Genomic DNA, 22,189 nt, shown 5'->3' on the forward strand with positions numbered 1-22,189 from the left:
GCCGGCGCCTCGGCGTGACTGAACCCGCTACCGATCCTGGCCCGCTCGGTCATGGCCGCCTCCCCTGTGCCGTCAAGCGCCGGAGGGGCCACGCCCGTGGGTGAGGCGTGTCCTACGGCTGTCACGACGCCCGACCGAGGCGGCTGGCCGGGGTACGGACACCGGGCAGTGCCCCCCGGGGACACCGCCGACGACCGGGTGCTGTGCTGCTGCGGTCACCGAACCGGCCCGTCCGGTAACCGAATATCTGGCCGATGAACTGGCCTGAAGTGATGCCGTACTGTTACGCGATCTATGTTGTGCGCTTAGCCTGCGATGGTCGGAAAACTCGTCTAAGGCGAGGCTAGGTCGCGATGGGGCATTCGGTCAAGAAACTCATGATCCGGCCGAGTGTCTGACTTAGGGCGACCCCACGCTCACTGGAAGCTGATCCCGGGGTGGGCATAAGGGGGCGAGTCCGGAATCCGACTCGACCTCCGGGCACGGTGACACCGCTCCGGCGACCCCAGAGAAAGCGCTCCCAGCTCGGCCTCGCGGGGCCGCCCCTCCCGCTGGACCGACCCCGGCGATCCAGCCCGCCGCCGTCGGGTCGATCGGCACGGTGGGGTGCTCGTCGCGGCGTACCCCGCCGTTGAGACAGACCTTCAGGATGAGACAACCCCCAGAGTTCGACGCAGACGTTCCAGCTAGAGGGCGTCGCGATCGGGTTCCGCGCCGGCCTCGGCCAGGGCGTCCGCGTCGATCCGGTCGGCGAACTCGGCCGCCTCGGCGTCCCGCTCCGCCAGCGCGTCCTTGACCGCCCGGATCGCCACCCCGGGTGGGTAGCCCTTCCGGGCCAACATCCCGACCAGCCGCCGGAAGACCGCCTCGGGAGAGCCGGTGGCGGTACGGAGTTTGCGGTCGACCAGGTGCCGGGCGGTCTCGGCCTCGGTTGTCTCGTCCAGCTCGCCGAGCGCCTCGGTCGCGGTGTCGGCGTCCACCCCCCGCTGGCGCAGCTCGTTGGCGAGGGCGCGACGGGCCAGCCCCCGGCCCTGGTGACGGCTGCTCACCCAGGCCCGGGCGAAGGCGGCGTCGTCGATGATGCCGACCTCGTCGTAGCGGTCGAGGACCTGGGCGGCCACCTCTTCCGAGATGCCTCGCCGCGCCAGCGCGGTGGCCAGCTCGGCCCGGGTGCGCGGGCGTACGGCGAGCTGGCGTAGGCAGATCTCCCGGGCCTGCTCCGCCTCGTCACGCGGAGCCGTCGCCGGTGTCGACTCGTCCGGTGCCGCGTCGTCCGGTACCGCCGCCCCGCTGGGCCACCGCCCGGACGGGGCAGCCGAGCCACCGGACCGGCCCCGGCGGGAGCGGCCGGTGCCACTGCCGCCCGTACGGGCCGACGGGGCGGCGTCCCACCCCCGGCCCGTACGGGCACCACGTCGTCCTGCCACGTCGATGTGGACTCGGTCGACCGTCAGAAGTCCACCGGCGGCAACTCCGGCCCGCCGGCCGCATCCGTCCCGGCCACCACCCCGACACCGAGCTTCTCGAGGATCTTCTTCTCGATCTCGGCCGCCACGTCCGGGTTCTCCCGGAGGAACTCGCGGGCCTTCTCCTTGCCCTGGCCGAGCTGGTCACCGTCGTAGGTGTACCAGGCGCCGGACTTGCGGATGATCGACTGCTCGACGCCGACGTCGATCAGCGAGCCCTCCCGGGAGATGCCCTTGCCGTACATGATGTCGAACTCGGCCTGCTTGAACGGGGCCGCGACCTTGTTCTTCACCACCTTGACCCGGGTCCGGTTGCCGACCACGTCGGTGCCGTCCTTGAGGCTCTCGATCCGTCGCACGTCGAGCCGGACCGAGGCATAGAACTTCAGCGCCCGACCACCAGTGGTGGTCTCAGGGCTGTTGTGCACCATCACACCATCGACGAAATAGTTGTGGTTGCCCTCGACCTCGATGTCGAATCGGTTCATCGAACGGGTCTTAGGCTTGACCCGCACGTCGATGATCCGCGCCGGCACCGGCGTCAGCTCCGCCGGCACGAACTCCGGCTGGATGGCACACCGGCCGTGGAAGCGCGGGAGCAGCTTGGTCTCCATCATCACGGGCACGTACGGCGCGACGATCTCCTGGAACCTCGCCGAGGCCGCAGTGGTGAACTGGATGAACGCCATCTGCCGCGCACCCCGGGCCACCAGCTTCACGTCCAGCTCGTACGCGTCCCGCAGGTGCTCGACCAGACGTTCGCGGGTGCCCTCGGCCATTGCCTCGACACAGATCTCGATCCGCCCCGAGCCGCCCTCGGTACGCTGCTGGAGCCCCTTGGAACGCAGCGTGAAGCCGCCATCGTCCATGTACCACACCGCGAGCGCCAGCGGCGTCAGTGCCTTGAGGTAGTCCCAGCTCAGGTGCTTCTTCCCGTCGCCGAGGTAGACCGCCCGGCGCAGCTCGTCCAGTTCGGGCAGCGGCGTGAAGTCCGCGAAGACGGCTCCCCGGGCGTCGGTCCGGCGCGAGTGCGGGATGTTGCCGAGCAGCGACACTTTCCAGTCGAGGTAGCCGGCCTGCTTGGCGCCGTGGCCGAGCCGGAATCGCACCCCGGACCGGTCCCGACGGTTGGGCGAGAGGCTGCCGTCGCCCATCAGCGAGCCGAGCACCACCTGCCACTGCTGCTCGCTGAGCCGGCGCTGCTCGGCCAGCATCACCCGGTCACCGGCGACCAGCTCGCCGGCCTCACGCCAACCGCCCGGAGTCCGGACGAGATGGTTGGCGGTGGCGGCGAACTGCGCGCGCCCGTTACCGCCGGATTTGGCGACCGTGAACTGGAGAAACTCCTCGGCCGGGCCGTTGTTGAACCAGTTGACGATCCGCTTGGGCTCGACCCGGTCGGTCTCCGGGTCGTAGGAGAGGACCTCGACGTCCATGCGCTGGTTTACGATCTTGCCGATCTTCTCCTGCGTGCCGTCCGCGAGGGTGACCCTCGTCGAGTACGACATGCAGCCGAACATGACCCCGATTTTTTCCCGGAGCTGGTTGATGAAGATCGCGGTGGTGCCGGTGTTGCTGAGCACACCGGTGATCTTCCGTAGCGCCTGGCTCATCAGCCGGGCCTGGAGGCCGACGTGGCTGTCGCCCATCTCGCCCTCGATCTCGGCGCGCGGCACCAGCGCGGCGACCGAGTCGATCACGATGATGTCCAGCGCGCCGGACCGGATCAGCATGTCGGCGATCTCCAGCGCCTGCTCACCGGTGTCGGGCTGGGAGACCAGCATCGCGTCGGTGTCGACGCCCAGCGCCTTCGCGTATTCCGGGTCGAGGGCGTGCTCGGCGTCGATGAACGCGGCGATGCCACCCGCCTTCTGCGCGTTGGCCACCGCGTGCAGCGCGACGGTAGTTTTACCGCTGCTCTCCGGTCCGTATATCTCGACGACCCGGCCGCGCGGCAGACCGCCCACGCCGAGCGCCACGTCGAGCGCGATGGAACTGGTCGGGATCACGGCAGTCTGGATGACCGGCCGCTCCCCCAGCCGCATCACCGAGCCCTTGCCGAACTGCTTGTCGATCTGAGCGAGAGCAAGGTCGAGTGCCTTCTCCCGGTCAGGTCCTGCCGCCATGGTCGCCACCCCTGCCTTCGCCGGCTGCTTCGCTGAGCTTTTCGTCACGCGCACACGCTAGGCGCTCGGTCCGACAGAAAACAGCCGGCTGGCCGCGACCTGTGGACGGGCGCCCTGCTGTGGACAATAGCCGAACAGGTGTACGACTCGGCACACGACACGCCAAACTACCGTAAGTGCCTAATCGATCACTTTGAGAAGCGCATCGATCGACGGCTCAGCGTAGCCGAGCCGGCACCCGGTCCGGGTACGCCGCGCAGACCGCCCGCCACACCACCACGGTCTCCTCGCCGGCCTCCAGGGCCTGCCGGATGGTCTGGCCATCCAACTGCGGCAACACCTGGTCGGCGGCGATGCTGCCGGCGTACGCCGGGCCGAACGTCTGCTCCAGCCGTGCCCAGAAGTCTGTCAGCCGCACCGAAGTACTCCCCTTCCACGCCGGGCATCCCCGACCCGTCTCAGGCCCCGGCCCGCACCTGCGGCGGCGCCGTCCGCAACGCTAGCGCCAGCAGCGGCACCACGGCGACCGCCGCCAGCAGGTTGAGCACGGGATAGCCGGCGACCTGGATGACAAACCCGCTCAGCGCCCCGGCGAGCGCCCCGGCCAGTCCCATGGTCAGGTCGGAGAGCCCCTGCACCGACGGGCGCACCCGCACCGGCACCGACTCCGACAGCAGGGTCGAGCCGGCCACCATCGTGCCGGACCAGCCGAGGCCGAGCAGGGTGAGCCCGATCGAGATCCGCACGGTGTCGTGCCCGGCGGTCCCGGCGACCGCGCAGGCGGCGAGGAGCAGGCCGAGTCCGCCGAGGATCACCGCACGCCGGCCGACCCGGTCGGTGAGCCAGCCGACCACCGGGGCGAGCGCGAACATCCCGGCGATGTGCAGGCTGAGCACGATACCGACCACCCGCAGCAGGTGGGCGTCGGAGTGCCACTCGCCGAGGCGTACCGGGGTCATCACCATCACCCCGACCATCACCAGGTGCCCCGTCGCGACGGCGGAGATGCCGAGCCGGGCGGCCGGCAGGTCGCGGACCACCCGGAGGGCGCCGCGCAGCCCCTCGTCCCGCCCGGGCCGGGTGCCAGCGACGTCGGGAGCGGGTGGGGCGTCGGCCGCCGCGAGCCGGCGCGCGGTCAGCAGCGGGTCGGGCCGGAGGAACACCAGGAGTACGCCGGCAGCCAGCACGAAGGCGAGCACGCTGAAGACGAACGGGCCGGCCAGCGCGGGTACCCCGGTCCAGGCAAGCGCCCGGTCGGCCGGCGCCGCGAGGTTCGGGGCGGTCACCGCACCTATGGTGGTGGCCCAGACGGCGATCGACAGGTGTCGACCCCGGCGGGCCGGCTCGGCCAGGTCGACGGCGGCGTACCGGGCCTGGAGCCCGGCGGTCGTCCCGCCGCCGAAGAGCAGCGCGCCGAGGAAGAGCAGCGGTACCCAGCCGGCGACCGCCGCCAGGACCATCAGCACCCCGCCGACCGCGCCGACCAGGTACGCGGCGATCAGCCCCGGCCGCCGCCCCCCGGTACGCATGATCCGGCTCACCGGTATGGCTAGCAGCGCGCCGCCGACCACCGAGGCGCTCTGCACGAGGCCGGAGATCGCGGTCCCGCCGAGCCGGGCGGCGAGCAGCACGCCGACGGACATCCCGATGGTCATCCCGGTGCCGCCGATGATCTGGGTGAGGCAGAGCAGCAGCAGCGTACGCCGCTGGACCCGGGCGATGTCGGGTTCCGCCGTCCCGGCGGGACGGCCGTCGACTCCGGTGGTCAGTTCCGTCGTCATGTCAGCCGCTCCCGTCCCCGTTCGGACCCGCCCCAGGGCGGGCGGCGCACGCCGTCCGCCGCAAGGAGCGGTAGGCGAGGGCCATCCTTACCTGCGGATCGAAGCACGGGCTCCGGGCGGGTTCAACCCCGATTCGCCGACGGCGTAGCGCGATCCGCCGGCCCGTCACAGCCCCAGGTCGCGGCCGATGATCTCCTTCATGATCTCGGTGGTACCGCCGTAGATGGTCTGCACCCGGCCGTCCAGCCAGGCCCGGGCGACCGGGTACTCCAGCATGTAGCCGTAGCCGCCGTGCAGTTGGACGCAGCGGTCGGCGACCCGGTTCTGCAACTCCGTGGTCCACCACTTGACCTTCGCGGCGTCCACTGCGGACAGTCGACCCGCGTTGAACTCGGCGACGCAGTGGTCCAGGAAGGTACGGGCGATGGTGATCTCGGTGGCCAGCTCGGCGAGGAGGAAGCGGTTGTGCTGGAACGCCCCGATCGGCTGGCCGAACGCCTGGCGGGACCGGGCGTGGTCGAGGGTGACCGCGAGCAGCCGCTCGGCGGCGGCGACCGCCGCGACCGCGATGCCGAGCCGCTCCCGGGGCAGGTTCGCCATCAGGTGGTAGAAGCCCCGGTTCTCCGTACCGAGCAGGTTCGCCGCCGGCACCCGGCACTCGTCGAAGAAGAGTTCGGCGGTGTCGTTGGCCTTCAGCCCGACCTTGGCCAGCCGCCGACCCCGGGTGAACCCGGGCATGCCGCGCTCGACCACCAGCAGGCTCACGCCGTGCGCGCCCCGCTCCGGCGCGGTCTTCGCCACCACCACGACCAGGTCGGCCAGCTCGCCGTTGGTGATGAACGTCTTCTGCCCGGTCAGCACGTAGTCGTCGCCGTCCCGGGTGGCGGTGGTGCGGATCCCGGCCAGGTCGGAACCGGCGCCCGGCTCGCTCATCGCGATCGCGGTGACGATGTCACCGGAGCAGAAGCCGGGCAGCCAGCGCGCCCGCTGGTCGTCGGTGGCCAGCTCGCTCAGGTACGGCGCGACCACGTCGTTGTGCAGCCCGAACCCGAGCCCGGAACAGCCGCTGCCGACGACCTCCTCGACGAGTACGGCGTTGAACCGGAAGTCGCGCTGGCCACCGCCGCCGTACTCCTCGGGGATGTCCATGCCGAGCAGTCCGGCGGTACCGGCCCGGCGCCAGACCTCCCGGTCCACGATGCCGTCCGCCTCCCACCGGTCGTGGTACGGCACCGCCTCGCGGGCCAGGAACGCCCGGCACAGTTCCCGGAACTCGTCGTGCACGGGCTCGTAGAGGTGCTGTTCCATGCCGGCCAGTCTGCCCCGCCGGCCGGGCCGACCACATCCCCGAGCGGCGCTCAGACCTCGGCGAGTCGCCGGTACCGGTGCGCGGCCATCCGGACCGGCGCGTTGGCGTCGCCGAAGCCGTCGTAGCCGCCCCGGCGGTGCAGCACCTCGAAGAAGATCCGGCCGCCGTAGACCGGGGTGTAGAGGTGCAGCAGCTCGCCGCCGCGCGGGTCGCGGTCGTAGAGGATGCCGTACCGGCGGAGCCGCCGTACCGTCTCCTCGGCCAGTCCGAACCGGGCTACCAGGTCGGCGTAGTAGTTGTCGGAGATCCGCAGGGTGCCGGTGCCGAGCCGGTCCAGGGCGGCGGCGGTGCCGAAGATGTCATCGGTGCCGAAGGCCACGTGCTGCGGATCGGCGACGGACGGGGCCCATTCGCCCCGGCGGAGCACGGCGACGGTGAGGGCCAGCCGGACCGCCCGACCCGGGTCGGTGAAGCCACGGGAGCGCATCAGCCCGAACGGTGCGGCGTACTCCTCGGTGCCGAGTTGGCGCAGCCCGAGCACCGAGCGGTAGAAGAGCCCCGCCTCGTCGAAGTGGTCGAAGGGCTGGGTCAGCCCGAGGTGGTCGGTGGCGACGAGTCCGGCACCGGCCCCGACCTCGTTCCCGGTCGGCAGGAAGTCGGCCCGCCAACCGTCGTCGGGCTCGGCGAAGAAGACCGAGGTACCGTCCGGGGCGGCCACCGCCGCCAGCTCCGCCTCACCCGGGCCACGGCGCCGGGGCAGTACCGGCGCGTGCAGCGCCCCGGCCCGGTCGACAGCCCGGTGCGGATCGGTGGTGGTCAGCGCGAACGCGCTGATCGCGGCGGTGCCGGACGCCTGCGGGCGGGTCACCGCGCTGTTCAGCACCACCCGGCAGCCACCCTGTTCCCAGAGCTGGACCGGCTTGGAGCGGTGTTGCCCGGTGTGCGTGAAGCCGAGTCCCCGGAGCACGTCCTGAAGGACCGGGCCGGACCGGCCGTCCACGGCGAACTCGGTGAAGGAGTGGCCGGTCAGCCCGGGTGCCACCGGCAGCCGGCGCTGCCGCCGGTCCTCCGGCCGGTCGGTCGGGTGCAGGCCGTCCTCCAGGTGGACCAGGGAGCGCATCGCGTCGACGGCGGTACGGGCCGGATCGGACTGCCGGAAGACGTCGTTGAAGACCTCCAGGGAGAGCGGTCCGGCGTACCCGGCGGAGAGCACGAGCCCGACGAAGCCGGCCAGGTCGAACGCGCCCTGCCCGGGGAAGAGCCGGTGGTGCCGGCTCCATTGCAGGACGTCCATCCGCAGCCGCGGCGCGTCGGCGAGTTGCAGGAAGAAGATCTTTCCCGGGGTGATCCCGGCGATGCCGGCCGGGTCGACCTCCCGGGACAGCACGTGGAACGAGTCCAGGCAGAGGCCGAGCGCGGGGTGGTCGGCCCGGGCGACGATCCGCCAGGCGTGGTCCCAGGTGGAGACGTGCCGGCCCCAGGCCAGGGCCTCGTAGGCGATCCGGATCCCTCGGGCGGCGGCCCGGTCGGCCAGCAGCCCGAGCTGGTCGACCGCGAGCGCGTCGTCGTCGAGCGCCGCCGGTGCGACCGACGAGCAGACCAGCAGGGTGTCGGCGCCGAGTTCGGCCAGCACGTCGAACTTCCGCTCGGCCCGGTCGAGGTTGGCGCGCAGCAGGTCGGCCGGCACCGCCTCGAAGTCCCGGAACGGCTGGTACAGCTCGATGGCGAGGCCGAGGTCGGCGCAGCGGGCGCGTACCTCGGCCGGTGACCACGGCGCGACCACCAGGTCGTTCTCGAAGAGTTCGATGCCGTCGAACCCCGCCGCCGCGGCGGCGGCGAGCTTGTCCTCGAGGGTGCCGGAGAGGCAGACGGTGGCCACGGCCCGGCGCGGTACGCCGGCCGCCCCGGACGGCGGCGGGGTCGGAGCGGAACGGCGGCTGCTGGTCATGGCGCACCTTTCCCGGCGGTACGGTCAACGGCGGCCTCCGGGGACGTCCGTTCGCGGCGGCGTCCGGGGGGACGCGCGGGTCAGCGGCGGCGTCCGGGGGGCGCGGGTCAGCTGCGGCGGAGGTAGCCGATGACCATCTCGGCGAGCATGGTCCGGTAGTGCTGGCGGTTGGTCGGATCGAGCAGGTCACGGTCGAAGAGCGCGGCGAAGGTGTGCCGGTTGGCGACCCGGAAGAAGCAGTACGCACTGATCATCATGTGTACGTCCAGCGCGTCCACGTCGGACCGGAACGTGCCGGCCCGCTGCCCCCGCTCCAGTACGCCGCGCAGCAGGTCGACGGCGGAACTGTTCAGGTCGACCAGCCGGGCGACGTGGGTCATGTGCGCCGCCTGCTGGGCGTTCTCCACCCCGACCAGCTTGATGAAGGCCGGGTGCGCCTCGTGGTGGTCGAAGGTGACCTCAGCGAGGCGCCGGACCGCGGCCACCGGCTCCAGGTGGTCGACGTCGACGCCCCGCTCGGCGGCCCGGATCTCGCCGTAGGCGCGCTCCAGGACGGCGAGGTAGAGCTGCTCCTTGCCACCGAAGTAGTAGTAGATCATCCGTTTGGTGGTGCGGGTCCGGGCGGCGATCTCGTCGACCCGGGCACCGCTGTAGCCCCGGTTGGCGAACTCGTCGGTGGCGACGTCGATGATGTCGGCCCGGGTGCGTTCCGCGTCCCGCCGCCGCTCCACCTCCGGTGCCGCCCGCAGGGTCATCGCCTCGTCCCTCCGAATCTCCGCCACGGGACCAGTGTGCCGTGAGCCCGACCCGCCCTTGACAGGCCCGGCACCGAGGCGGATAACTAACGTACCAGTTCGTACATTAGCCGATGCCGGTCCCCGATCCACCGCTCGTACCCGCCGCCCGGACCGCAGCAACACGCCACACCGCACGCCGCACCCACGCACGCAAGCCGCACGCCGCACGCACGCCGCACGCAGGGATGCCGCACGCACGCCGCACGCACGCCGCATCGCAGCACCAGGACGGGAGCACCATGCACAGCTGCCGGTACGGGTTGATCGGATCGGGCATCGGCGCCTCGCTGTCACCGGCGCTGCACGAGGCCGAGGGTCGACAGCACGGCCTCGACCTGTCGTACTCGCTGCTCGACGTCGACCGGCCGGGCACCCCGGCCGAGCTGCCCCGGCTGCTGGAGGATGCCGAGGCGGCCGGATTCGTCGGGCTGAACGTCACCCATCCGTTCAAACAACAGGTGATCGAGCTGCTCGACCGGCTCACCCCACCGGCCGACGGCATCGGCGCGGTCAACACCGTCGTCTTCGAGGACGGGCGGCGGATCGGCCACAACACCGACGCCTACGGCTTCACCGAGTCGTTCCGGCGCGAGCTGGTGGGCGCCGCCACCGGCCGGGTGGTGCAGCTCGGGGCCGGCGGCGCGGGCGCCGCCTGCGCGTACGCCCAGTTGGAGGCCGGCGTCGGGCACCTCACCGTGGTCGATCCGGACCCGGACCGGCGCGGCCTGCTCGCCGAGACCCTGAGCATCCGGTTCGACACCGAACGGATCGCGGTGGCCGGCCCGGACGAACTTCCGGCCGCCGTCGGCGCCGCCGACGGGCTCGTCAACACCAGCCCGGTCGGGATGCGGGCACATCCGGGGGTACCGCTGCCGGTCGCGCTGCTCCATCCCGGCCTGTGGGTGCTGGACGTCATCTACATGCCGGTCGAGACCGAACTGCTCAGCGCAGCCCGGGCGGCCGGACTGCGGGCGGTCGGCGGGACCGGCATGTGTGTCTTCCAGGCCGCCGCCGCGTTCCAACTGTTCACCGGTCGGACCCCGGACACCGGCCGGATGCTGCGCCACCTCGACCTGCTGCTCGCCGGGCGGGCTCGGCACGCCACCTGAACGGTGCCGCGCGGTCACCGCCGCACGGCGCGTCCCACACCACCGATCGTCCTGAGTGGATGATCCGCTCCCCCGACACACCCCCACACCACCCCCGGAGTATCCGATGAGCCGACAGGCCACCACCCCCGACACCACCGCACCCCCGGACGACCCGGTCGCCCGCGAACTGCCCGAACCGATGCCGCTGCGCCGGATGGTCGGCCCCGGCGTGGTGGCGGTCGGGATCGGGATGGCGGCCGGGGAACTCATCCTCTGGCCCTACCTCACCGCGCTCGGCGGGCTCGGCCTGCTCTGGCTGGCGATCGCCACCCTCGCCGTCCAGTTCGTCATCAACATGGAAATCGAGCGCTACACCCTGGCCACCGGGCAGACCGTGGTCGCCGGGTTCTCCCGCTGGTGGAAGGGCTGGGGCGTCATCATCTGCCTCGCCGGGGCGTTCCAGTACGTCTGGCCCGGCTGGGCCACCAGCGGCTCCGCCGTCCTCACGTACCTGGTCGGGGGCGGTGACACGGTCTGGATCACGGTCGGCGTACTCGTCGCCATCGGCGTACTGCTCTCGGTCTCCAAGGTGATCTACCGGACCGTCGAACGGGTCGAGATGGTCAAGGTCGCGCTCACCCTGTTCTTCCTGGCCGTGGTGGTGGTCTTCGTGATCTCGCTGAGTACCTGGGGCGAGGGCGCGGCGGAGACCGTCGTCGGCTTCGGGCAGATCCCGGCCGGGATCACCTTCACCCTGCTGCTCAGCGCGATCGGCGCCGCCGGTGCCGGCGGGGTGCACAACCTGGTGCTGAGCAACTGGATCCGGGACAAGCGGTACGGGATGGGCGCGCACGTACCCCGGCTCGTCTCGCCGATCACCGGCCAGGAGGAGGCCGCCGGCTCGGACCGGTACGCCTTCCCGCAGGACGCGGGGAGCCTGGCCCGCTGGGCGACCTGGTGGAAGCGCGCCAACATCGAGCACTTCTTCACCTTCGCGCTGGTCTGCTTCGTGACGATCACGATCATGTGCCTGCTCGCCTACCAGACCCTCTTCGGCCGGGACGACCTGACGAACGACCCGTCGTTCCTGCGGATCGAGGGCGAGGTGCTGGCGTCCGAGGTCGGCACCTGGCTCAAGCTGCTCTTCTTCGCGATCGCCGTGGTCTCGCTCTGGGCCGCCGCGATGGGGCTGCTCGACGTCATCGGCCGGGTTGCCGGCGACTTCCTCCGGCGCAACTACCTCGCCACCTCCGCCCGGTGGACCGAGTCCCGGCTCTATCTCGCGGTGGTCTGGGCCGAGATCCTGCTCGGCTCGGTCATCCTGCTCGCCGGCTTCAGTCAACCGCTCGGCCTGCTGATCGTCTCCACCTGCGCGGCCTCGGTGGTCACCCTGCTCTACTCGATCCTGCTGGTCCGGCTGAACGTCCGGGACCTGCCGTCGGCCATCCGGATGCGGGGCTGGCGGCTCGGCGGCATGCTGGTGGCGATCGGCTTCTACGGCTTCTTCGCCGTCGCGATGGTGGTCACCCAGCTCCAACGGCTCTGACCGGTCCACGCTGGTGCCGACCCGTCACCGGGTCGGCACCATGCGGTCGACACCAGCCGTCGCCGCAATGTGGCGGGCACGCCGGGGCAAGATCACACCCGCCCCGGGCGAGCCGATCGCGGCCCTCGGCGCCGAGCACCCCGGGCAGGCCGATCCCGGACCTCAGCCGAGCGCTCCGGCCACCACCTTCAGGTCGTCGACCAGGCCGGCGTACGCGGCGTCCCGGTCGTCGGCGCGGAGCACCGCGGACGGGTGGATGGTGGCGACGAGCCGGGTCGGCGGGACCGACTCCCGCTGACCGGTCGGCCCGACCGGCACCTTGGCGAAGTCCTGCGGGCGCTGCGCCGACTCCGGCCAGGGCAGGAGTACGCCCCGGGACTGGGTGACCCGGAACGACGGGCCGAGCAGTGCCTTGGCCGCCGTCGCGCCGAGTACCACCACGACCTCGGGATGCAGCCGGGCGAACTCGGCGACCAGCCAGGGCCGGCAGGCGACGATGTGCACCCGGTCCGGCGTCTTGTGCAGCCGGCGCTTGCCGCGCATCTCGAACCGGAAGTGCTTGACCGCGTTGGTGATGTAGAGGTGTGCCGGGTCGATGCCCGCCTCGTCCACCGCCCGCCGCAACAGGTGCCCGGCCGGTCCGACGAACGGCAGCCCCTTCTGGTCCTCCATGTCGCCGGGCTGCTCGCCGACGAAGACGACCCGGGCGTGCTCGTCGCCCCGGCCGAAGACCGTCTGGGTGGCGTCCCGGTACAGCTCGCAGCCCCGACAGCCACCGGCCGCGTCACGCAGCGCGGCCAGGCTGTCGGTGCCGGGTGGGATGAACTGCTGCGCTCCGGGAGCGGTCTCCGTCTCAGGCATAGCGCATGTTCTACCCCGTACCTCCCGGATCACGCACCAACGCCGGCCGGCGTGGCGGCTCCCAAGATTCTTGGCGACTTGTGGTTGGCCGCTGACCATTGAACCTTGTCGGAGGCGGGGCGTGAGCGCCGCGCGGTTCAGGTTGAAAAAGGTTCATTATTCGCCAAGAATCTTGGCGATCCTGACACGCGGAGCACGCGCGGCGGAGCGGGAGTCAGACGCTCAGGGTGGTTGGGGTGGCGGGGGCGGCGGCCTGGGCGAGCGCGTCGGCCAGCCGCGAGATGTCCGCCTCGGCGAGCGGGCTGACGGTGATCCGGATACCCGGACCGCTGGCCAACCGGAACAGCGAGCCGGGCGCGACCACGTAGCCGGCGTCGCGCAGCACCGCGACCGCCCGGGTCTCGTCGGGCACCGGCAACCAGACGTTTATTCCGGTACGGCCGCGCCCGGCCAGCCCGCGCTCGGCGAGTGCGGCGCGCAGCGCGGCGACCCGCTCGGCGTAACTCGCCCGAGCCAGCGCGATCCGCTCGGCGACCGCCGGATCCCGCCACAGTGCGAGGGTGAGCCGTTGCAGCAGCGTGGAGACCCAGCCGGAGCAGACCCGCAGCCGGCCCGCCACCCGGGCCACGGTCACCTCGTCCCCGGCGAGCACGGCCAGCCGCAGGTCCGGCCCGTACGGCTTGCTGGCCGAGCGGACGAAGGCCCAGTTCCGGGTGGCGCCGGCCAGGCTGTGCAGCGGCTCGACGGAGAGTTCGGCGGCGTGGTCGTCCTCGATCAGCAGTACGTCGGGATGGTCGGCCAGGGCGGCACGCAGGGCCGTCGCGCGCTCGGCGGTGACCACCGCCCCGGTCGGGTTCTGCGCCCGGCTGGTCACCAGCACCGCCCGGGCACCGGCCCCCAGCGCGGCGCGCAGTCCGGCCGGGGTGGGTCCGGCGTCGTCGACCGGCATCGGCACCGCCCGCAGCCCGAGCGTGGCGACCAGGTCGATGGTGTTGGCCCAGCCCGGATCCTCGATCGCGACCGCGTCACCGGGGCTCAGGTTGCTGACCAGCAGCCGTTCGATGCCATCCGAGGCGCCGCCGGTCACCGTCACCGCCTCGGCCGGTACCCCGTCGGCGGCCAGCCGCTCCCGGGCCGCGTCGACGAGTTCGGGGAGTACGCCGCCGCCCCGGTAGTTGACCGACGCACCGGCGGTCTCGGCCAGCGCGGCCAGGTACGGGCCGATCGGCGGGAGCAGCCCGGGGTCGGGCTCGCCGACCGAGAGGTCGAGCGCGCCGGGCGGCGCGGGAAGCCGGAGTGCGGCCCGGCGAGCGGTGACCGGTGGGGTGGGGCGGATCCGGGTGCCGTTGCGCCCGGCGGTCTCCACCACCCCGCGTTGCCGCAGTCCCTGGTACGCCTTGGCAACCGTCGCCGGGCTGACCCGAAGCCGCTGCGCGAGGGCCCGTACGGCGGGCAGCGCGGCCCCGGCCGGCAACTCCCCGGTCCGGACGCCGGTCTCCACGCTGGCCGATATCTCGGCTGCCGTCGTCCCGGCGATCTGATAATGTGCTGTCACAGTTTGAGGATTGTACTATAACAAAGGGCAGACGCGAGATGTCCGAGCAGCCCCAGCCCCGGTCCCAGCCGCAGAACCAGCCCCAGCCGCAGCCGCCGCCCGAGACGCAGCCCCAGCCGCAGCCCGAGACGCAGATACGGACGCAGACGCAGCCGAGCGGTGCGTCTGAGACCTATCCGCAGACTCGGCGGAGCACCGCCACCCGCGACCGGTCGAGGATGAGCTACCAGCGGTCCGCCGCGCACGACCTGCTCGACGAGGCGTACCACTGCCACCTCGGGTTCACCGTGGACGGCGAGCCCCGGATCCTGCCCACCCTGCACGTCCGGATCGGCGACACGCTCTATCTGCACGGCTCGACCGGCAGTCGGCCACTGTTGGCCGCCCGGTCCGACGCCGGGCTGCCGGTCTGCGTCGCGGTGACCCGGTTGGACGGGCTGGTCTACGGCCGCTCCCAGTTCCACCACAGCGCCAACTACCGTTCGCTGGTCGCGCACGGCACCGCCCGGCTGGTCGCCGACGAGGCGGAGAAGCGGCGGGTGCTGACCGCGCTGGTCGAGAAGGTCGGCCGGGGCCGGAGCGCCGACAGCCGGGCACCGAGCCGCCGCGAGCTGGCCGAGACCGCCCTGCTGGCACTGCCGCTGCGCGAGGTCTCGGTACGCACCCGCACCGGAGGCGTACGCGACGAGCCCGGCGACTACGACCTGCCGCACTGGGCCGGCGTGCTGCCGCTGCGTACCGTCGCCGGGCGGCCCGAGCCGGACGCCGGGGTGACCGCCCCACTGCCGGCGTACCTGCGCCCCGACCGCTCCCCCTGGCACACCCCGGTACCGATGTCCGGCGCACACGTCCGGCTCGAACCGCTGGCCGAGTCCCACGTCGACGCCCTCTACGCGGCCACCCGTGACCCGGAGGTCTGGACCCATCTCAGCGCCGCCCAGCCGGCCGACCCGACCGGGCTGGCCGAGATCGTCCGGATCGCGCTGGACGCGCACTGGCGGGGCGAGCGGGTGCCGTGGGTGCAACTCGACGCGGCGACCGGTGAGGTGCTCGGCACCACCTCCTTCTACGAGATCGACCCCGGGCACCGCTCGGTCGCGATCGGACACACCTGGCTGGGCCGGCGCTGGTGGCGTACCGGGGTGAACACCGAGGCGAAGCTGCTGCTGCTGACGAGGGCGTTCACCGAACTCGGCGCGGAGCGGGTGGTCTGGCACACCGACCTCCGCAACGAGCGGTCGCAGCGCGCCATCGAGCGGCTCGGCGCCACCCGGGAGGCGGTGCTCCGGCGGCACCGGCAGCGGCCGGACGGCTCGTGGCGGGACACCGTGCAGTACGCGATGCTCGCCGACGAGTGGCCGAAAGCACAGGTCAGGCTCCAGGAAAGGCTTCGACAGGCGGTCCCGGCCGGGCGATGATGACCGGCGTGCTGGGGATCACCGACATCTGGACCTACGTGCTCGGCACGGTGGCCATCATCCTGCTGCCCGGACCGAACTCGCTCTACGTGCTCACCACCGCCGCGAAGACCGGGGTACGCGCCGGCTACCGGGCCGCCGCCGGGGTCTTCCTCGGCGACGCGGTGCTGATGGCGCTCTCCGCCGCCGGGGTGGCCTCGCTACTGAAGGCGTACCCGCCGATCTTCATGGTGATCAAGTACGTCGGCGCGGCCTACCTGGGCTACGTCGGGCTGATGATGCTGCGCGGGGCGTGGCAGCGCTGGCGTACCCGGAACGACCCGGCGGTGGCGCCGCTGGTCGACACCCGGCCGGCGGCGGCCGACCGGCCGTTCCGGCGGGCGGCGGTGATCAGCCTGCTGAACCCGAAGGCGATCCTCTTCTTCATCTCGTTCTTCATCCAGTTCGTCGACCCGGCCTACTCCTACCCGGCGCTGTCGTTCCTGCTGCTCGGCGCGATCGCCCAGGTCACCAGCGCGCTCTACCTGACCGTGCTGATCTTCACCGGCACCTTCCTGGCCGTCCAGTTCCGCCGCCGCCGGCGACTGGCCGCCGGGGCGACCACCGGGATCGGCGCGCTCTTCCTCGGCTTCGGCATCAAGCTCGCCACCGCCAGCGCCGGCTGACCACCCCCGGCCACCGGCAGGGTCCGAGTCTCAGATCCCGGCACCACCCCGGGCCACCGGCGGGGACCCGGTCTCAGATCCCGGCACCGCCACTGCCGCCGGCGGCACCGCCCGCGCCGCCGCCCATCCCGCCCTCACCGCCGCCGATCGGACGCAGCCCCCGGTCCGGATCGTGGCCGGCGGCCGGCGCGGCACCGCTGGGCTCCTCGCCCGGCGGCGCGCTGTCCCGGGTGTTGGTCCCGGACGGGCCGGGGTGCGACTGGTCGGGATCGGTCGGTCGGGGCGGCGGCGACGGACGGCGGTCCGTCCGTACCTGGTAGCCGGCGGCGGTGGCCGAGTGCCGCTGTACGGCGTACCGGAGCCAACTGTCCAGCACGGTGATCCAGTCGAGGTCCGCCGCGCCCCGGTGGTCCACCCGGAACCGGCTGAAGCTGACGTGCCCGGCACCGGCCAGCGCCACCCGACGGTCCAGCGCGAAGAGCACCTCCACCCGGTACGGGTCGGTGAAGAACGAGACCTCCAGCTCGCTGAACGGGCCGCCGTAGAGCGGCGCCGCCCAGTACGCGATCTTCTGGTGGAACGGCAGCTTCTGGTCGATCCCGGGCAGCCGTTCGGCGAGCAGTCCGACCTGCCGCAACTCGAAGCCCAGTTCGGTCAACGCGCCGAGCACTCCCGCCTGGGCGGGCAGCGGGTGCACGTACACCGGGCGCAGGTCGCCCCGGTCGAGCAGGGCGCTGACCGCGACCTCGGCCCGCAGCCCCATCCGCAGGTTGAGCAGGCAGTGCCCGTCGACCACCGTCACCGGCGTCTCCCACGGCACCGGCACGCCGAAGTCGAGGATCCGGCGCTCGCCCGGCGCCAGCACGAGCGCCCCGGCGGCGGCCACCCGGTGGAACTCCACCGGCAGGTATTCCACCTCGCCACCGGCCGGCTCGACCCGGGTGACCAGGCCGAGCGTCACCCCGTCCACCGTCACCGGCGACCGGCCGGCGGTGAGGGTGACCCGGCCGGGCAGCGACAGCCCCGGCCGGGTACTCGGATTCGTCAGCGTGGTCCGCACGGTCAGTCCCGAACCCGGCAGGAGTCCCCCGAAGCCCACCGTCGCCCCCTCCCGTGCCCGCCCGGCGTTCGCCATCCGGGCGCGCTCCGCCGCACCCGACCGACGCCGGGAAGTCGCGCGTCCCAGTTCGTCCCCGGGAAGCCGGCTGTCGGGGCGGGTGCGCCGGACGCTCAGCGCAGCCGGCGGCCCCGAGGGATCGGGTCGGTCTCGTCGTCGAACTCCCCGATGACCTCTTCCAGCAGGTCCTCCAGGGCGACGAAGCCGATCGGCCGGCCGGCACCGGCACCGTTGCTGACCAGCGCCAACTGCACCTGTTCGGCCCGCATCGCGGCCACCGCCTCGGTTACCGTCGCGGTCGCCTCCAGGGTGAACGGCATGGTCATCAACTCCCGCGCCGTCGCCGTCCGCCCGGCGGTGGTGACCCGGACCGCCTCCCGGACGTGCACCAGCCCGGCCACCTCACCCGGCGCCTCGAAGACGGCCAGCCGGGACCGGCCGCTGGACCGGCACACCTCCTCGATCCGCTCCGCGGAGTCGTCGGGGCGTACCGAGACGATCGTCTCGACCGGCTCCATCACCTGCTCGACGGTGGTGCCCTGGAGTTCGAGCATGCTGGTCAGCATCTCGTGCTGGTCGGCGGCGAGCAGGCCGTGCTCGCGGGACTGCTGGAGCAGCATCCGCAACTCCTCCGGCCCGTGCGCCACCGCCAACTGTTCCTCGGGGCGTACCCGGGCCAGCCGCAACGTCACGTTGGCCAGCCCGTTCAGCGCGGAGAGCACCGGCCGGGCCACCCGGGCGAACGCCCGGAACGGCAGCGCGAGCAGCAGCGCGGAGCGCTCCGGATCGGTGATCGCCCACGACTTCGGGGCCATCTCGCCGACCACCAGGTGCAGGAAGGTGACCAGGGCGAGCGCGAACACCAGCGCGATCACGTGGCTGGCCGTGGTGGGCAGGCCGACCGCGTGCAGCACCGGGCTGAGCAGGTGCTCGATCGCCGGCTCGGCGAGCGCACCCAGCCCCAGCGTGCAGACGGTGATGCCGAACTGGGCACCGGCCAGCATCAGGGTCAGCTCGCGTACCCCGTCCAGCGCCGCCCGGGCGGCCCGGCCACCGGAGGCGGCGGCCTGCTCCAGCCGGTAGCGCTTCGCGGCCAGCAGGGCGAACTCGGCGGCCACGAAGAAGCCGTTCAGCGCGAGCAGCAAGAGCGAGATCAACAACGCCCACGTCGGATTCACGCGGTTCGCTCCGCTCCGGCCTGCGGCACCAGTACCCGGAGCCGGACCGAGTCGGCGACGTGCCGGTCGACCGCCAGCACCTCGACGTGGGCCCGGGGCAGCGTCGCCTCCTGGTCCGGTTCCCCGTCGGCGGAGAGCCTGATCTCCAGCCGGTCACCGACCTCGGGTATCCGGCCCAGCTCCCGCATCACCAGACCGGAGAGCGTGTCGTATTCCGGCGCCTCGGGCAGGGTGATCCCGGTGCTGTCGGCGACCTCGTCGATCCGCCAGCGGGCCGGCACCACCCAGGAGCCGTCGGCCTGCCGGACCGGGGCCCGCTCGGGCGGATCGTCCTCGTCCCGGATCGGCCCGACCAGTTCCTCGGCGATGTCCTCCAGGGTGATCACCCCGGCGAACCCGCCGTACTCGTCGACCACGCAGGCGAGCTGGCGGTGCCCGGCCCGCAGCCGGTCCAGCACCGTCGGCAGCGGCAGCGTCGCCGGCACCAGCAACGGGGGTACGGCGACCGCCTCCACCGGGGTCGTCCCGCGCTTCGCCGGCGGCACCCCGAGTACGTCGGCGATCCCGACCACCCCGATGACGTCGTCCACGCCCTCGGCGCCGCGTACCGGGAAGCGCGAGTGCCCGGTGTCGAGCAGCTCGACCAGCCGGCTGAGCGGCTCGTCGGCCCGTACGGTGTGCACGTCGACCCGGGGCACCATCGCCTCGGCGGCGGTGAGCTGCCGGAAGTCGAGCCCCCGGTCGAGCAGGGTGGACATCTCGGCGTCGAGGTGCCCCTCCTCGCGGGACTCGGCGATGATCTGTTCCAGGTCCTCTGGCGTCGCCCCGCTGGGCAGTTCCTCCACCGGTTCGATGCCGAGCCGGCGCAGCAGCCGGGTGGCGGCGGCGTCGAAGAGCCGGATCACCGGCCCGGCGACGGCCAGGTAGAGCAGGGTGGAACGGCTCAGGGCCCGGGCCAGTGCCTCGGCCCGGACGATGGCGAGGTTCTTCGGGGCGAGTTCCCCGAAGACCATCTGCACTACGGTGGCGATCACCAGGGCCAACACGACCGCGATCGGCGTACTGACGGCGGCCGAGACGCCCGCCGTGCCGAGCAGGTCGGCCAGGCCGTCGCCGAGGTACGGCTCGGCGGCGTAACCGACGAGCAGGGCGGTGACGGTGATCCCGAGTTGCGCTCCGGAGAGCATGAAGGAGAGCCGTCCGGTGACCGTGAGGGCGCGTTGCGCGGCGGCGTCGCCGTCCTCGGCGAGCTGGCGCAGTTTGCCCCGGTCTACGGCGACGTAACCGAATTCCTGGGCGACGAAGTAACCCGTAGCCGCAGTGAGCAGGATGATCAGGACGAGACCGATCGCGATCAACACGGGGTGCTCAGCGCTCCCCGTCGTCGCGGCTGGTGCGGGAGATGCCGGGTCCGACCCGGCTGGCTACAGCTGCCCTCCTGGACAGTTGAGTCGATCACCAGACCATCCTACCGAGCCCCACGGCCCACCGCCCAGACAACCACCACCGGTCCTGACCAGCCGTTTCCGGGCCCGCCGGCCGGGGTAGAGACCGGTGTCCCGATCCGTCCCCTCACCGTGCGGTTGCCGGACAGTCGGACAGTCGGGCAGCCGGACTCGGCGGACTCGCCGGACAGTCGGACGGCCGGACAGCCGAGAACAGGAGGCCGTGTTGGGGCGGGAGTGGCGCAACTGGTCAGGGAGCCTCCGGTTCACTCCGCGCGAGTACGCCACGCCGGAGAACGAGGACGACGTCCGGGCACTGGTCGAACGCGCCCGGCAGACCTCGACCAAGCTCCGGCCGGTCGGCGCCGGACACTCGTCCAGTCCGCTGGTCCGGACCGACGGCGTACTCGTCAGCCTGGCCGGCCTGCCCCGGACGGTGCGCCGGCTCGACGAGCCACGGCTGGCCACGGTCGGCGCCGGGGTGCCGCTCGGCGAACTGGGCGAGGCGCTCTACGAGGCCGGGCTCGCCATGGACAACCTGGGTGACGTCAACGTGCAGTCCATCGCCGGCGCCACCGCCACCGGTACGCACGGCACCGGCCCGCGCTTCGGCAACCTCGCCACCCAGGTGGCCGGGGTCCGGCTGGTGACCGGCACCGGCGAGGTGCTGGAGATCTCCGGGCGGCAGAATCCCGAGCTGCTGCCGGCGGCGCGACTGTCCCTCGGCGTACTCGGCGTGGTGACCACGCTGACGCTGCGGCTCAGCCCCACCTACGAGCTGCGGCGGCGCAACTGGTGCTCGTCGATCGCCTGGACCCTCGACCACCTGCACCAGTTGCAGCGGCAGAACCGGAACATGGACTTCTACTGGTATCCGCGCACCGACACCACGCAGATCCGCACCCTCAACCGGCGCGGCGAGGAGCCGGACGTCACCCCGGCCGACGAGCCCCGCACCACCGAGACCGGCCCGAGCCACCGGACCATCCCCCGGCACCGGGAGCTGCGTTTCGACGAGATCGAGTACGCCATCCCGTCGGAGGCGTTCCACGCCTGCTTCACCGAGATCCGGCACCGGATCCTGGACCGGCACCGCGCCGGGGTGGCCTGGCGGGTCCTGGTACGCACCTGTGCCGAGGACGACGTCTGGCTCAGTCCCGAGTACGGCCGGGCCACCACGACGATCGCCTGCCTACAGAACAACTCCCTGCCGCACGAGGAGTACTTCGCCGACGTGGAGGCGGTGTTCCGGCAGTACGACGGCCGCCCGCACTGGGGAAAGAAGCACTCGCTGACCGCCCGGGAACTGCGCGGCGTCTATCCACAGTGGGACAGGTTCCAGGCTCTGCGCCGCCGGCTCGACCCGGACGAGGTGTTCCTCACCCCCGACCTCGCCCGGCTGCTGAGGGACGGTTGATGGCCGGGCTCGGCGGGCGGGTCTGGGTGGTCCCCGGTGGCCGGATCCCCTTTCCCAGCAACGGCGAGGAACCGGAGTTCACCAGCTTCGACCAGTTGTCCGTACTGAACACCGGTGACGAGCCGGCCGAACTGGAGATCACCGTCTACTACGAGGACCGGGAACCGGTCGGCCCGTACTCGGTCAGGGTCGGCGCCCGCCGGATCCGACACGTACGCCTCAACGACCTGGTCGACCCCGAGGCGATCGTGCTCGGCCGGCGGTTCGGCTGTGTCGTCCGCTCACCGGTCCCGGTCGTGGTGCAGTTCCTGCGCCAGGACACCCGGCTGCCCGGCTCCGTCGGGCTGACCGGCACGATGGCCTTCCCCGCCGACCCCTGACCAGCCCGGACCGTGACCAGCCCGGACCGTGACCAGCCCGGACCGTGACCAGCCCGGACCGTGACCAGCCCGGACCGTGACCAGCCCGG

General features: G+C 72.3%; 18 protein-coding genes and 2 pseudogenes. 6 read left to right on the top strand and 14 right to left on the bottom strand.

Annotation, left to right across the window (positions count from 1 at the left end; genetic code table 11):
• Window positions 1-686: 686 nt before the first annotated feature.
• The 9 genes and pseudogenes from Pma05_RS16155 to Pma05_RS16185 all read right to left on the bottom strand — a co-directional run bounded on the left by Pma05_RS16155 (window position 687) and on the right by Pma05_RS16185 (window position 9,412).
• Complete coding sequence (locus Pma05_RS16155) at window positions 687-1,427, bottom strand: regulatory protein RecX (RefSeq protein ID WP_203858241.1); 741 nt, start codon at window positions 1,425-1,427, stop codon at window positions 687-689.
• A gap of 23 nt (window positions 1,428-1,450) precedes the next feature.
• Window positions 1,451-1,954, bottom strand: a complete 504-nt coding sequence (locus tag Pma05_RS43480) for a hypothetical protein (RefSeq protein ID WP_372441487.1) — start codon at window positions 1,952-1,954, stop codon at window positions 1,451-1,453.
• 171 nt (window positions 1,955-2,125) lie between these two features.
• Window positions 2,126-2,680, bottom strand: a pseudogene (locus Pma05_RS43485) (LAGLIDADG endonuclease); the annotation flags it as partial.
• Between the two features lie 60 nt (window positions 2,681-2,740).
• A pseudogene (gene recA, locus Pma05_RS43490) lies at window positions 2,741-3,592 on the bottom strand (recombinase RecA); the annotation flags it as partial.
• Window positions 3,593-3,809: 217 nt separating this feature from the next.
• Window positions 3,810-4,010, bottom strand: a complete 201-nt coding sequence (locus Pma05_RS16165) for a DUF3046 domain-containing protein (RefSeq protein WP_203858242.1) — start codon at window positions 4,008-4,010, stop codon at window positions 3,810-3,812.
• 40 nt (window positions 4,011-4,050) lie between these two features.
• Window positions 4,051-5,373 carry an MFS transporter gene (locus tag Pma05_RS16170; RefSeq protein ID WP_203858243.1) on the bottom strand — a complete coding sequence of 441 codons (1,323 nt, stop codon included), beginning with the start codon at window positions 5,371-5,373 and terminating at the stop codon, window positions 4,051-4,053.
• Between the two features lie 165 nt (window positions 5,374-5,538).
• Entirely contained in the window at window positions 5,539-6,681 is a 1,143-nt protein-coding gene (locus Pma05_RS16175) for an acyl-CoA dehydrogenase family protein (RefSeq protein WP_203858244.1), read from the bottom strand.
• A 50-nt stretch (window positions 6,682-6,731) separates the two neighbouring features.
• Window positions 6,732-8,630, bottom strand: a complete 1,899-nt coding sequence (locus tag Pma05_RS16180) for a bifunctional sugar phosphate isomerase/epimerase/4-hydroxyphenylpyruvate dioxygenase family protein (RefSeq protein WP_203858245.1) — start codon at window positions 8,628-8,630, stop codon at window positions 6,732-6,734.
• A 107-nt stretch (window positions 8,631-8,737) separates the two neighbouring features.
• Window positions 8,738-9,412 (bottom strand): TetR/AcrR family transcriptional regulator, encoded by a 675-nt coding sequence (locus tag Pma05_RS16185; RefSeq protein WP_239312475.1) that lies wholly within the window; start codon window positions 9,410-9,412, stop codon window positions 8,738-8,740.
• Between the two features lie 254 nt (window positions 9,413-9,666).
• Between Pma05_RS16185 and Pma05_RS16190 the strand changes: the two genes are divergently transcribed.
• Both Pma05_RS16190 and Pma05_RS16195 read left to right on the top strand, forming a co-directional pair.
• Window positions 9,667-10,536, top strand: a complete 870-nt coding sequence (locus tag Pma05_RS16190) for a shikimate dehydrogenase (protein ID WP_203858246.1) — start codon at window positions 9,667-9,669, stop codon at window positions 10,534-10,536.
• A 106-nt stretch (window positions 10,537-10,642) separates the two neighbouring features.
• Window positions 10,643-12,064, top strand: coding sequence for an Nramp family divalent metal transporter (locus Pma05_RS16195; RefSeq protein WP_203858247.1), 1,422 nt, complete (start codon window positions 10,643-10,645; stop codon window positions 12,062-12,064).
• Window positions 12,065-12,226: 162 nt separating this feature from the next.
• Here Pma05_RS16195 and Pma05_RS16200 read toward each other — a convergent pair whose 3' ends face one another.
• Window positions 12,227-12,925, bottom strand: a complete 699-nt coding sequence (locus tag Pma05_RS16200) for a UdgX family uracil-DNA binding protein (RefSeq protein WP_203858248.1) — start codon at window positions 12,923-12,925, stop codon at window positions 12,227-12,229.
• 214 nt (window positions 12,926-13,139) lie between these two features.
• A complete protein-coding gene (locus tag Pma05_RS16205; protein WP_203858249.1) occupies window positions 13,140-14,480 on the bottom strand; it encodes an aminotransferase class I/II-fold pyridoxal phosphate-dependent enzyme in 1,341 nt (446 codons plus the stop codon).
• A 218-nt stretch (window positions 14,481-14,698) separates the two neighbouring features.
• On the opposite strand from Pma05_RS16205, the gene Pma05_RS16210 reads away from it, so the two are divergent.
• Both Pma05_RS16210 and leuE read left to right on the top strand, forming a co-directional pair.
• A complete protein-coding gene (locus Pma05_RS16210; protein ID WP_239312477.1) occupies window positions 14,699-15,898 on the top strand; it encodes a bifunctional pyridoxamine 5'-phosphate oxidase family protein/GNAT family N-acetyltransferase in 1,200 nt (399 codons plus the stop codon).
• Window positions 15,895-16,563, top strand: a complete 669-nt coding sequence (leuE, locus tag Pma05_RS16215) for a leucine efflux protein LeuE (RefSeq protein ID WP_203858251.1) — start codon at window positions 15,895-15,897, stop codon at window positions 16,561-16,563. The genes Pma05_RS16210 and leuE overlap by 4 nt, the downstream gene beginning before the upstream one ends.
• 73 nt (window positions 16,564-16,636) lie before the next feature.
• Here the strand turns inward: leuE and Pma05_RS16220 are convergent, their stop codons facing one another.
• The 3 genes from Pma05_RS16220 to Pma05_RS16230 all read right to left on the bottom strand — a co-directional run bounded on the left by Pma05_RS16220 (window position 16,637) and on the right by Pma05_RS16230 (window position 20,219).
• Window positions 16,637-17,698, bottom strand: a complete 1,062-nt coding sequence (locus Pma05_RS16220; RefSeq protein WP_203858252.1) for a sporulation protein — start codon at window positions 17,696-17,698, stop codon at window positions 16,637-16,639.
• A 95-nt stretch (window positions 17,699-17,793) separates the two neighbouring features.
• A complete protein-coding gene (locus Pma05_RS16225; protein WP_203858253.1) occupies window positions 17,794-18,858 on the bottom strand; it encodes a hemolysin family protein in 1,065 nt (354 codons plus the stop codon).
• Window positions 18,855-20,219 carry a hemolysin family protein gene (locus Pma05_RS16230; RefSeq protein WP_203858254.1) on the bottom strand — a complete coding sequence of 455 codons (1,365 nt, stop codon included), beginning with the start codon at window positions 20,217-20,219 and terminating at the stop codon, window positions 18,855-18,857. The genes Pma05_RS16225 and Pma05_RS16230 overlap by 4 nt, the downstream gene beginning before the upstream one ends.
• A 310-nt stretch (window positions 20,220-20,529) precedes the next feature.
• Here Pma05_RS16230 and Pma05_RS16235 point away from each other — a divergent pair, with 310 nt between their 5' ends.
• Both Pma05_RS16235 and Pma05_RS16240 read left to right on the top strand, forming a co-directional pair.
• Window positions 20,530-21,720, top strand: coding sequence for a D-arabinono-1,4-lactone oxidase (locus Pma05_RS16235; RefSeq protein WP_203858255.1), 1,191 nt, complete (start codon window positions 20,530-20,532; stop codon window positions 21,718-21,720).
• A complete protein-coding gene (locus tag Pma05_RS16240) occupies window positions 21,720-22,100 on the top strand; it encodes a sensory rhodopsin transducer (RefSeq protein ID WP_203858256.1) in 381 nt (126 codons plus the stop codon). The genes Pma05_RS16235 and Pma05_RS16240 overlap by 1 nt, the downstream gene beginning before the upstream one ends.
• The last annotated feature ends 89 nt before the right edge of the window (window positions 22,101-22,189 follow it).

Source organism: Plantactinospora mayteni (assembly GCF_016862935.1).
GTDB lineage: Bacteria > Actinomycetota > Actinomycetes > Mycobacteriales > Micromonosporaceae > Plantactinospora > Plantactinospora mayteni.

Excerpts from the sequence above, each read along its gene's own strand:
- Pma05_RS43480 (WP_372441487.1), bottom strand. The coding sequence starts at position 1,954 with ATGAACCGATTCGACATCGAGGTCGAGGGCAACCACAACTATTTCGTC.
- Pma05_RS16220 (WP_203858252.1), bottom strand. The coding sequence starts at position 17,698 with ATGGCGAACGCCGGGCGGGCACGGGAGGGGGCGACGGTGGGCTTCGGG.
- Pma05_RS16170 (WP_203858243.1), bottom strand. The coding sequence starts at position 5,373 with ATGACGACGGAACTGACCACCGGAGTCGACGGCCGTCCCGCCGGGACG.
- Pma05_RS16180 (WP_203858245.1), bottom strand. The coding sequence starts at position 8,630 with ATGACCAGCAGCCGCCGTTCCGCTCCGACCCCGCCGCCGTCCGGGGCG.
- Pma05_RS16190 (WP_203858246.1), top strand. The coding sequence starts at position 9,667 with ATGCACAGCTGCCGGTACGGGTTGATCGGATCGGGCATCGGCGCCTCG.
- Pma05_RS16175 (WP_203858244.1), bottom strand. The coding sequence starts at position 6,681 with ATGGAACAGCACCTCTACGAGCCCGTGCACGACGAGTTCCGGGAACTG.
- leuE (WP_203858251.1), top strand. The coding sequence starts at position 15,895 with ATGATGACCGGCGTGCTGGGGATCACCGACATCTGGACCTACGTGCTC.
- Pma05_RS16240 (WP_203858256.1), top strand. The coding sequence starts at position 21,720 with ATGGCCGGGCTCGGCGGGCGGGTCTGGGTGGTCCCCGGTGGCCGGATC.
- Pma05_RS16200 (WP_203858248.1), bottom strand. The coding sequence starts at position 12,925 with ATGCCTGAGACGGAGACCGCTCCCGGAGCGCAGCAGTTCATCCCACCC.
- Pma05_RS16195 (WP_203858247.1), top strand. The coding sequence starts at position 10,643 with ATGAGCCGACAGGCCACCACCCCCGACACCACCGCACCCCCGGACGAC.
- Pma05_RS16210 (WP_239312477.1), top strand. The coding sequence starts at position 14,699 with ATGAGCTACCAGCGGTCCGCCGCGCACGACCTGCTCGACGAGGCGTAC.